Origin of the sequence: Pseudomonas sp. UBA6315 (assembly GCF_002438125.1) — a bacterium.
In the GTDB taxonomy this organism is placed as follows: Bacteria; Pseudomonadota; Gammaproteobacteria; order Pseudomonadales; family Pseudomonadaceae; genus Aquipseudomonas; species Aquipseudomonas faucium.
Genome location: NZ_DJTF01000078.1, coordinates 65,082 through 73,152, shown reverse-complemented (window position 1 = coordinate 73,152; position 8,071 = coordinate 65,082). Strand labels below are relative to the sequence as shown.

8 protein-coding genes and 1 tRNA gene are annotated in these 8,071 nt (G+C 64.6%); 3 read left to right on the top strand and 6 right to left on the bottom strand.

Features of this window, described 5'->3' with window-relative positions:
- Positions 1 to 233: Arc family DNA-binding protein (locus B3E94_RS10660; RefSeq protein ID WP_286913449.1), on the bottom strand; the 233-nt coding region annotated here is incomplete at its 3' end.
- Positions 234 to 578: 345 nt separating this feature from the next.
- Here B3E94_RS10660 and phnN point away from each other — a divergent pair.
- Together phnN and B3E94_RS10645 are read left to right on the top strand one after the other, a co-directional pair.
- Complete coding sequence (gene phnN / locus B3E94_RS10650; protein ID WP_286913447.1) at positions 579 to 1,166, top strand: phosphonate metabolism protein/1,5-bisphosphokinase (PRPP-forming) PhnN; 588 nt, start codon at positions 579 to 581, stop codon at positions 1,164 to 1,166.
- Between the two features lie 109 nt (positions 1,167 to 1,275).
- Positions 1,276 to 1,352: transfer RNA gene (locus B3E94_RS10645), tRNA-Arg, on the top strand.
- Between the two features lie 71 nt (positions 1,353 to 1,423).
- On the opposite strand, the gene B3E94_RS10640 is transcribed toward B3E94_RS10645, so the two are convergent.
- Positions 1,424 to 2,395 carry an endonuclease gene (locus B3E94_RS10640; protein ID WP_286913446.1) on the bottom strand — a complete coding sequence of 324 codons (972 nt, stop codon included), beginning with the start codon at positions 2,393 to 2,395 and terminating at the stop codon, positions 1,424 to 1,426.
- Between the two features lie 131 nt (positions 2,396 to 2,526).
- Positions 2,527 to 3,090, bottom strand: coding sequence for a hypothetical protein (locus B3E94_RS10635; RefSeq protein WP_286913444.1), 564 nt, complete (start codon positions 3,088 to 3,090; stop codon positions 2,527 to 2,529).
- A 207-nt stretch (positions 3,091 to 3,297) separates the two neighbouring features.
- On the opposite strand from B3E94_RS10635, the gene B3E94_RS10630 reads away from it, so the two are divergent.
- Positions 3,298 to 4,296 (top strand): sensor domain-containing diguanylate cyclase, encoded by a 999-nt coding sequence (locus B3E94_RS10630; RefSeq protein WP_286913443.1) that lies wholly within the window; start codon positions 3,298 to 3,300, stop codon positions 4,294 to 4,296.
- 59 nt (positions 4,297 to 4,355) lie between these two features.
- Here B3E94_RS10630 and lpdA read toward each other — a convergent pair whose 3' ends face one another.
- The 3 genes from lpdA to B3E94_RS10615 are packed head-to-tail and all read right to left on the bottom strand — an operon-like array spanning position 4,356 to position 8,071.
- A complete protein-coding gene (gene lpdA, locus B3E94_RS10625; protein WP_286913442.1) occupies positions 4,356 to 5,735 on the bottom strand; it encodes a dihydrolipoyl dehydrogenase in 1,380 nt (459 codons plus the stop codon).
- A gap of 2 nt (positions 5,736 to 5,737) precedes the next feature.
- Positions 5,738 to 7,012: a dihydrolipoamide acetyltransferase family protein gene (locus tag B3E94_RS10620; protein WP_286913441.1), complete on the bottom strand. Its 1,275-nt coding sequence runs from the start codon at positions 7,010 to 7,012 to the stop codon at positions 5,738 to 5,740.
- Complete coding sequence (locus B3E94_RS10615) at positions 7,013 to 8,071, bottom strand: alpha-ketoacid dehydrogenase subunit beta (protein ID WP_286913439.1); 1,059 nt, start codon at positions 8,069 to 8,071, stop codon at positions 7,013 to 7,015. It abuts the gene before it with no gap.

Here is an 8,071-nt window from a genome sequence, read left to right as displayed (position 1 = left end):
AGCTCACGCTCGTGCAGCGACAGCTCAGGGCTGTCCAGGCGCATGCTCAGCTCGTCGCCCAGCGCGCCTTCCTGGATAAGGCTCTGCTCCAGGCGCGCGATGATCTCGGAGTTCATGCTGCGGTGATGGTTGCGCGCTACCTCGGCAATGCGCTCACGCATTCCGTCTGGCAGGCGGACGACGAACTTGTCAGCGGTGCGGCTCGAATAAATAGCCTGTTTCATTGGGCGCATATAAATTGACCGGTTTTTGGTTCAGGGGGAAGCGGTTCTCAAATTGGCCGCACGGGATGGTGGTACGACCGTGGCGACGACAAAATGTTCAACCGTCAGATAAATTTGGTGCTCATCTTGCCTCATGGTCGCCGTTTCCTTGGCGTCAATTCTGTGACAAATAGTGAGCCGGATACAGGCTTTTTGCCAGTACCAATTATCAGAAATGAGTACTGGTTTGAAAAGTTTTACATCATCCGCCCAGCCATCGCGTCAGCCCTTTGCCGTCAAAAACCCGTAAAACGCAGCAAAGGGTAGGGAAAACACCTAAAATGCCCGGGTTTCCTTTCATAGAGCATAGTGGCTATGCAACATGACGCAAGCGTCCAAGGTGAAGCCTCAGGCCGCCTGATATTTCTGATAGGACCCTCCGGCTCAGGGAAAGATTCCCTGATTGATGCAGCGCGTGCGCAGCTGGCTGCGGCGGGGGTGGAAATTGCCCGCCGGGTCATCACCCGGTCTGCCGAAGCCAAGGGTGAAGACGCCCATGGCGTTACCCCCGAGCGCTTCGAAACGATGCGTGCGGCGGGCGACTTTGCCATGCACTGGCGCGCCAACGGGCTGGATTACGGTATTCCGGCGCAGGTGGATCAGTGGCTGGCGCAAGGGCGCCCGGTACTGGTCAACGGCTCACGTGCCTATCTGCCCCAGGCGCGCCTGCGCTACCCCGATTTGCTGGCCGTGTGCCTGGTGGTAAAGCCGCAGGTGCTGCGTGAGCGCCTGCTCGCCAGAGGGCGAGAAACCCTGCAGGAAATCGACCAGCGCCTGGCGCGCAACGCCGGCATGCAGGTTGATGGCGATGCCCCCGTGCACCTGCTGGACAACTCGGGGGCGCTGGATGCGGCGGTGGCCGCGTTGCTCGCCTTGTTGCGCGCGGAAAAGCTGATCGCGTGAGGGGCGGAAAAAAGCTACGGGCAAAAAGCCCGATTGAGGCTGACAAACGGCAGCGTGCTGGTTAACATGCTTGCCGTCCAGCCGCGCAGCATTCGTTGCCGGTTCTTGTGTCTCAGTAGCTCAATTGGATAGAGCATCCCCCTCCTAAGGGGAAGGTTGGCAGTTCGAACCTGCCCTGGGACGCCATGCATTCAAGCCCTGCGCCACCAACGCCACCATGGCTCACTCCGCAAGCCATGGCGTGATTCGGCATTCAGCTATTTGCAGTTCCCCGCCTTGCGATACCCCGCCGCCTGCGCCTGCGCTTCACTGTCGAACGCTACCTGGTTCTTCTGTGCCACCTGGCTGTACCCCGGGCAGCCGTTGGCCAGGTGGTACAGGTGGCTGTTGCGGTTGCCGATGATTGCCCCCTCGGTCACAGCGCTGGCCAGGGTCGGCTGGGGTACAGGTTTGGCTGGCGTTTTCGGGCCCGGAGCGGTGGCTACCTCAGAAGCGCCGGCAGGCTTGTAGCCAAGCGTCCAAGTGCGCTCGCCGCTGACGAAGGGGTTGGAGTGCCCCATGATCTGGGCGATGCGCTGGTCACGTTGCTTTTCCCAGGCAGACACCGGGTGCTGCTTGTCCCAGGCCATCAGCAGCTGTTGCTGCTGGCGCGACATGCTCAACTGGTAACGGTCGAACATATAGAACGTGGTGCGCGCCACCAGGCCCTTCACTTCATCGCGCGGTTCTGCGGCTTTCTGCTGGAAATCGACCTTGGTGGTGCACTGGCCGTATTGCGGGGCGACGCCCGAAACCATGCCGTAGTTGAAGTTGCTGCGGTCGCCGTTCACTTCGCCCACGGATGGGTAGAGGTTGAACAGGTCGGCTTCCATGGCGCGGAAGGTGGGGTCGGTGTCGACGCAATGCTCGCGCCCGCCGTTCTGCCAGCACTGGCGCTGGTGGCCGAAGGTCCAGGCCGGCACGATGTGCTCCCACTCCGTGCGTTCGGCGCGGGTCTGCAGCTTGCGGGTCTGGTAGCCGCAGGACTTGAGGTCCACGCGGCCACCGGATTTGCCGACCCAGGTCCACTTGCAGCCACAGTACAGGTCGCCCATGGCGCTGCTGGCCTGGTCGAGGTAGACCTTCTGCTTGGCAACGACCTTGGCTTCGGTGAAGGTCGCGGGCGGGGTGGCAAAGGCGCTGGGAATGGCGGCGAGGGCGAGGGTTACGACGTACAGCAGTTTCTTCATGGGGCAACATCATTGGAGGGGTGGGCGCGGGATTATACGGGGAGCCGAGGATGTGGGAAGAAATGCCCTGCAGGCTTCACGCAACGCGCCTACAACGGGGCAGCCAGCCTTGCACTGGCCACCCCATGCACTCAGGCCTGGCTGGCCTGCAGCGCTTGTTCACGCTCGTCGATGCCCTGCGCTGGCGCAAGGTCGGTACCCTGGCGCGCCTGCTCGGCATGCAGCGCCTGCAACTGCAGCTTGGCCTGGGTTTTCAACTCGACGTCCTCTTTCATGCGCTGGGCAACCTGCTGGTCGACCTTCATCTGCTGCTCCGGCGGCAAGGCGTCGTACTCATCGGCGGTCATGCCCAGTTCCTGGAGGATCTTTTCCTTGATCTTCTCCTCCGGCGACTTGGCCATGTAGTCGCGGAAGTCCTGCACCGCCGTGCGGGTTTCCTGGGTGCTGGCGCCTGCCTGCTGGCGGGCGGCAAGGTCGGGGTTCTGCAGCATGACCTTGAGCTTGGCAAAGGCTTCGGCGCGCGCATCGTCAGCCTGTTGCTGCGCGGTGCTGCCTTGGCCCTGCTGCTGCGCGGACGCGTTGCTGGCGGCCAGCGGCGCGCGGAACGTCACGCCTTCGGGCTGAGCCTGTTGCGGGTCGATGCGCTGCTGGTGTTGCACGCTGGCCCAGCCCAGGCCATTGAGGGTGATTGCCATGTTCTCCTCCTTGGATGGTACGAAACCCGGTGAGAGGGGCAAAACCCATGCCAGGCACGTTGGGCCAGGAAAGTAGGACAGTGCAGTCATTCTGATGGCAAACTGCTCGGAATATCCTTGCCTGCCAGGGGCACAAGCTTGCCGCCTGCGGCAAACATGAGCGCCACTTGATCGCAGTGCAGCAGTGGGACATCAGGGAGAGCGTCCATGAGTGAGCAGTCAAGGCCGACACCCGCCGGCTTCAGCGAACAGCAGTTGCACACGCTGTTCGAGTTGATCAGCGATGGCGTCTGGGACTGGCATGTCAACACTGGTTATGTCTATCGCAGCCCTGGCTGGTACGCCATGCTCGGCTATGCCAGCCATTCCATGGCCAATACCTTGCTGACCTGGGAGAGCGTGATCCACCCCGAGGATTATCCACGGGTGATGGCGAGCTTCGAGGCCTACATCCAGCGGCGCAACGAGCGCTACCTCATCGAATACCGCTGCCTGTGCCAGGACGGCAGCTACCTGTGGATCGAGGACACAGGCTCTGTCATCGAGCGCAACCAGGACGGCTCGGTGGCACGCATTCTCGGCGCGCACCGCAATATCGACGACAGCAAGCGCCTGCTGGCCGAGCTGCAGCAGAAGAACCTGTCGCTGGAAACCCTGGTCGCCGAACATACCCGCGAGCTGTCGTGGGTCAACCAGCAGCTGCAACGCCAGCTCGACGAGAACCGTGAACTGGCAGAGCGTGACGCGCTGACCGGCATCGCTAACCGCTACAGCCTTGAGAATACGCTGCACAAGGCGTGCGAGCGCGCCCAGCGTTTTCACCAGTTGCTCGCCGTGATTGCCATGGATGTTGATGATTTCAAGGCGATCAATGATCGCCATGGTCATGTGCGTGGCGATGCGGTGTTGGTGCAGATCGTCGAAGCGCTGCGTGGTTGCCTGCGCGAACACGACCTGCTGGCCCGTTGGGGCGGTGACGCGTTCGTCGTCGTCTTGCCGCTGGCCTCGTTGCGTGAAGCCCTCGAGATTGCGGCCAGGCTGCGATGTGCGATAGCGCGCGTCGAGCCGGTGGGGGAGGATGCGCTGACCTTGAGTTATGGGGTGGTGCAGTGGCGAGCCGGGGAGACCCAGCATGAGCTGCTGGCGCGGGCGGATGGCGCGTTGTTCCGGGCCAAGGGCGCTGGCAAGAACGCTATCTGTGAATAAAAAATGCCCGCGGTGCCTGTTAGACGCCGCGGGCCAAATCGGCCACAGCCGCTTCAGTGTCAGATATGCAGGGCGTGCCCCAGCGCGCGCAATGCCGCTTCCTGTACTGCCTCACCCAAGGTCGGGTGGGCGTGGATGGTGCCAGCCACATCCTCCAGCCGCGCGCCCATCTCCAGGGACTGGGCAAAGGCCGTGGACAGCTCCGAAACCGCCACACCCACTGCCTGCCAGCCCACGATCAAGTGGTTGTCGCGCCGCGCCACCACCCTGACAAAACCGCTTTTCGCCTCCAGGCTCATCGCCCGGCCATTGGCGGCGAAGGGGAACTGCGCGACGATGCAGTCCAGGCTTTGCTGGCTGGCCTGTTCGGGCGTCTGGCCGACCACCACCACCTCGGGGTCGGTGAAGCACACCGCGGCAATGGCAGCCGGCTCGAAGCGTCGCGCCTTGCCGGCGATGATTTCCGCCACCATTTCGCCTTGCGCCATGGCCCGGTGGGCCAGCATCGGCTCGCCGGCCACGTCGCCGATGGCCCAGACATTGCGCATGCTGGTCTGGCAATGCGGGTCGATGGCTATCGCGGCGCCATTCATCTTCAGGTCCAGGCACTCAAGGTTGAAGCCCTGGGTGCGCGGTCGGCGGCCCACGGCCACCAGCACCTGGTCGGCCTCCAGGCGCAACTGCGCGCCCTGGCCATCGCGGGCCAGCAGGCAGCCGTCGCTGTAACCTTCCACGCTGTGCCCCAGGTGCAGGGCGATGCCCAGCTTCTTCAAGGCATCCATCACCGGCGCGGTGAGCTCGCTGTCATAGCTGGGCAGGATGCGCTCGCGCGCTTCCACCACGCTGACCTCGGCGCCCAGCTTGCGGTAGGCGATGCCCAGCTCCAGGCCGATGTAGCCGCCGCCCACCACCACCAGGTGCTTGGGCAAGGCTTTGGGCGCCAGGGCTTCGGTGGAGGAGATGACCGGCCCGCCCAGCGGCAGCATGGGCAGCTCGACGCTGTTCGAGCCGGTGGCCAGCAGCAGGTGCTCGCACTGGATGCGCTGGCCGTCGACCTCGACGTGCTTGCCGTCGAGGATCTTCGCCCAACCGTGGATCACCTTGACCCCATGCTTTTTCAAAAGGGCCGCAACGCCTGTGGTCAGGCGGTCGACGATGCCGTCCTTCCAGGCCACGCTGCGGCTGATGTCCAGGCGCGGCGACGATACGCTGATGCCCAGTTCGGATGCGCCGCTGTAGCGTGAAGTCTGGTGGAACTGCTCGGCCACATGGATCAGCGCCTTGGACGGGATGCAGCCGATGTTCAGGCAGGTGCCGCCCAGGGCCTGGCCCTCGACCAGCACGGTCGGGATGCCCAGCTGCCCGGCGCGGATGGCGGCCACGTAGCCGCCGGGGCCGCCACCGATGATCAGCAGGGTGGTGTCGATAGTCTGGGGCATGCTCACTCCACGAACAAACAGGCAGGTTGCTCAAGCAGGCCACGCACGGCCTGGATGAACAGCGCGGCATCCATGCCATCGACCACCCGGTGGTCGAACGAGCTGGACAGGTTCATCATCTTGCGGATCACGATCTGGCCATCGATCACCATCGGCCGCTCGACCATGCGGTTGACGCCGACGATCGCCACCTCCGGGGTGTTGACCACCGGGGTGCTGACGATGCCACCCAGTGCGCCGAGGCTGGTCAGGGTGATGGTCGAGCCGGACAGCTCTTCGCGGCTGGCCTCGTTGTTGCGCGCGGCGTTGGCCAGGCGGGCGATCTCGCTGGCGTTGCCCCACAGGCTGCCGGCTTCGGCATGGCGCAGCACCGGCACCATCAGGCCGTTGTCACCTTGGGTGGCGATGCCCACATGCACCGCGCCGTGGCGGGTGATGACCTGGGCTTCGTCGTCGTAGGTGGCGTTGATCTGCGGGAAGTCGCGCAGGGCCACGACCAGGGCGCGCACCAAAAACGGCAGCAGGGTCAGCTTGCCGCGGCTGTCGCCGTGCTTGCTGTTGAGCTGCTGGCGCAGGGCTTCCAGGGCGGTGACGTCGATTTCCTCGACGTAGCTGAAGTGCGCCACGCGGCGCTTGGCATCCTGCATGCGCTGGGCGATCTTGCGGCGCAGGCCGATCACCTGCACCTGCTCGCTGTCGGTACGCTTGGCATAGCCGCTCGGCGCCTGGCCCGCAGGGCTCTGCGGCTTGCTGATGAAGGCGTCGAGGTCTTCGTGCAGGATGCGCCCGGCCGGGCCGCTGCCATGCACGTAGCGCAGTTCGATGCCGGCATCCAGCGCGCGCTTGCGCACGGCGGGGGAGGCCAGCGGTTTTTCGTCGGCCTGGCGCGGCACGATCGGCGCGGCGCTGTAGGTGGCCGGGGCTGGCTGGCTGGCCAGCGGTTGCGCTTCGGCGCGCGGTTGCTCCTTGGCGACTGCCGGGGCAGCCTGCGCCTCCACCGGCTTGGCCTGCGGCACATCCACGTGGTTGCCGCTGCCTTCGACCTCGATGCGGATCAGCTCGCTGCCGACCGCCATCACTTCACCGGGCTGGCCACCCAGGGCCAGCACCTTGCCGCTGACCGGCGAGGGGATTTCCACGGTGGCCTTGTCGGTCATGACATCGGCCACCACCTGGTCTTCGGCGATCACATCGCCAACCTTGACGAACCATTCCACCAGCTCGACCTGCGCGATGCCTTCGCCAATGTCCGGCATCTTGATGACGTGCGTGCCCATTCAGACCTCCATGACCCGTTTCAATGCCGCACCTACCCGCGAAGGGCCTGGGAAATACGCCCATTCCTGTGCGTGCGGGTAAGGGGTGTCCCAGCCGGTGACGCGCTCGGTCGGCGCTTCGAGGTGATGGAAGCAATGCTCCTGCACCAGCGACACCAGTTCGGCACCGAAGCCGCAGGTGCGCGTGGCTTCATGCACCACCACGCAGCGGCCGGTCTTCTTCACCGAGGCGACGATGGTTTCCAGGTCCAGCGGCCACAGGCTGCGCAGGTCGATGACTTCGGCGTCGACGCCGGTTTCCTCGGCAGCCACCTGGGCCACGTAGACCGTGGTGCCGTAGGTCAGCACGGTGACGTCGTTGCCGGGGCGGGTGATCGCCGCCTTGTCCAGCGGCACCGTGTAGTAGCCATCCGGCACCGCGCTTTGCGGGTGCTTGGACCACGGCGTCACCGGGCGGTCGTGGTGGCCGTCGAACGGGCCGTTGTACAAGCGCTTGGGCTCCAGGAAGATCACCGGGTCGTCGCATTCGATCGAGGCGATCAACAGGCCCTTGGCGTCATACGGGTTGGACGGCATCACCGTGCGCAGGCCGCACACCTGGGTGAACATCGCCTCGGGGCTCTGGCTGTGGGTCTGGCCGCCATAGATGCCGCCGCCGCAGGGCATGCGCAGGGTCAACGGGGAGATGAACTCGCCGGCCGAGCGATAGCGCAGGCGCGCCATTTCCGAGACGATCTGGTCGGAGGCCGGGTAGAAGTAGTCGGCGAACTGGATTTCCACCACCGGCCGCAGGCCGTAGGCGCCCATGCCCACGGCAGTGCCGACGATGCCGCTCTCGGAGATCGGCGCGTCGAACACGCGCGACTTGCCGTACTTGTTCTGCAGGCCTTCGGTGCAGCGGAACACGCCGCCGAAGTAGCCGACGTCCTGGCCGTAGATCACCACGTCGTCGTCGCGCTCGAGCATGACATCCATGGCCGAGCGCAGGGCCTGGATCATGGTCATGGTGGTGGTGGCCATGGCGGTTTCCGGTTTGATGCTGTTGTTGTGGTCGTTCAT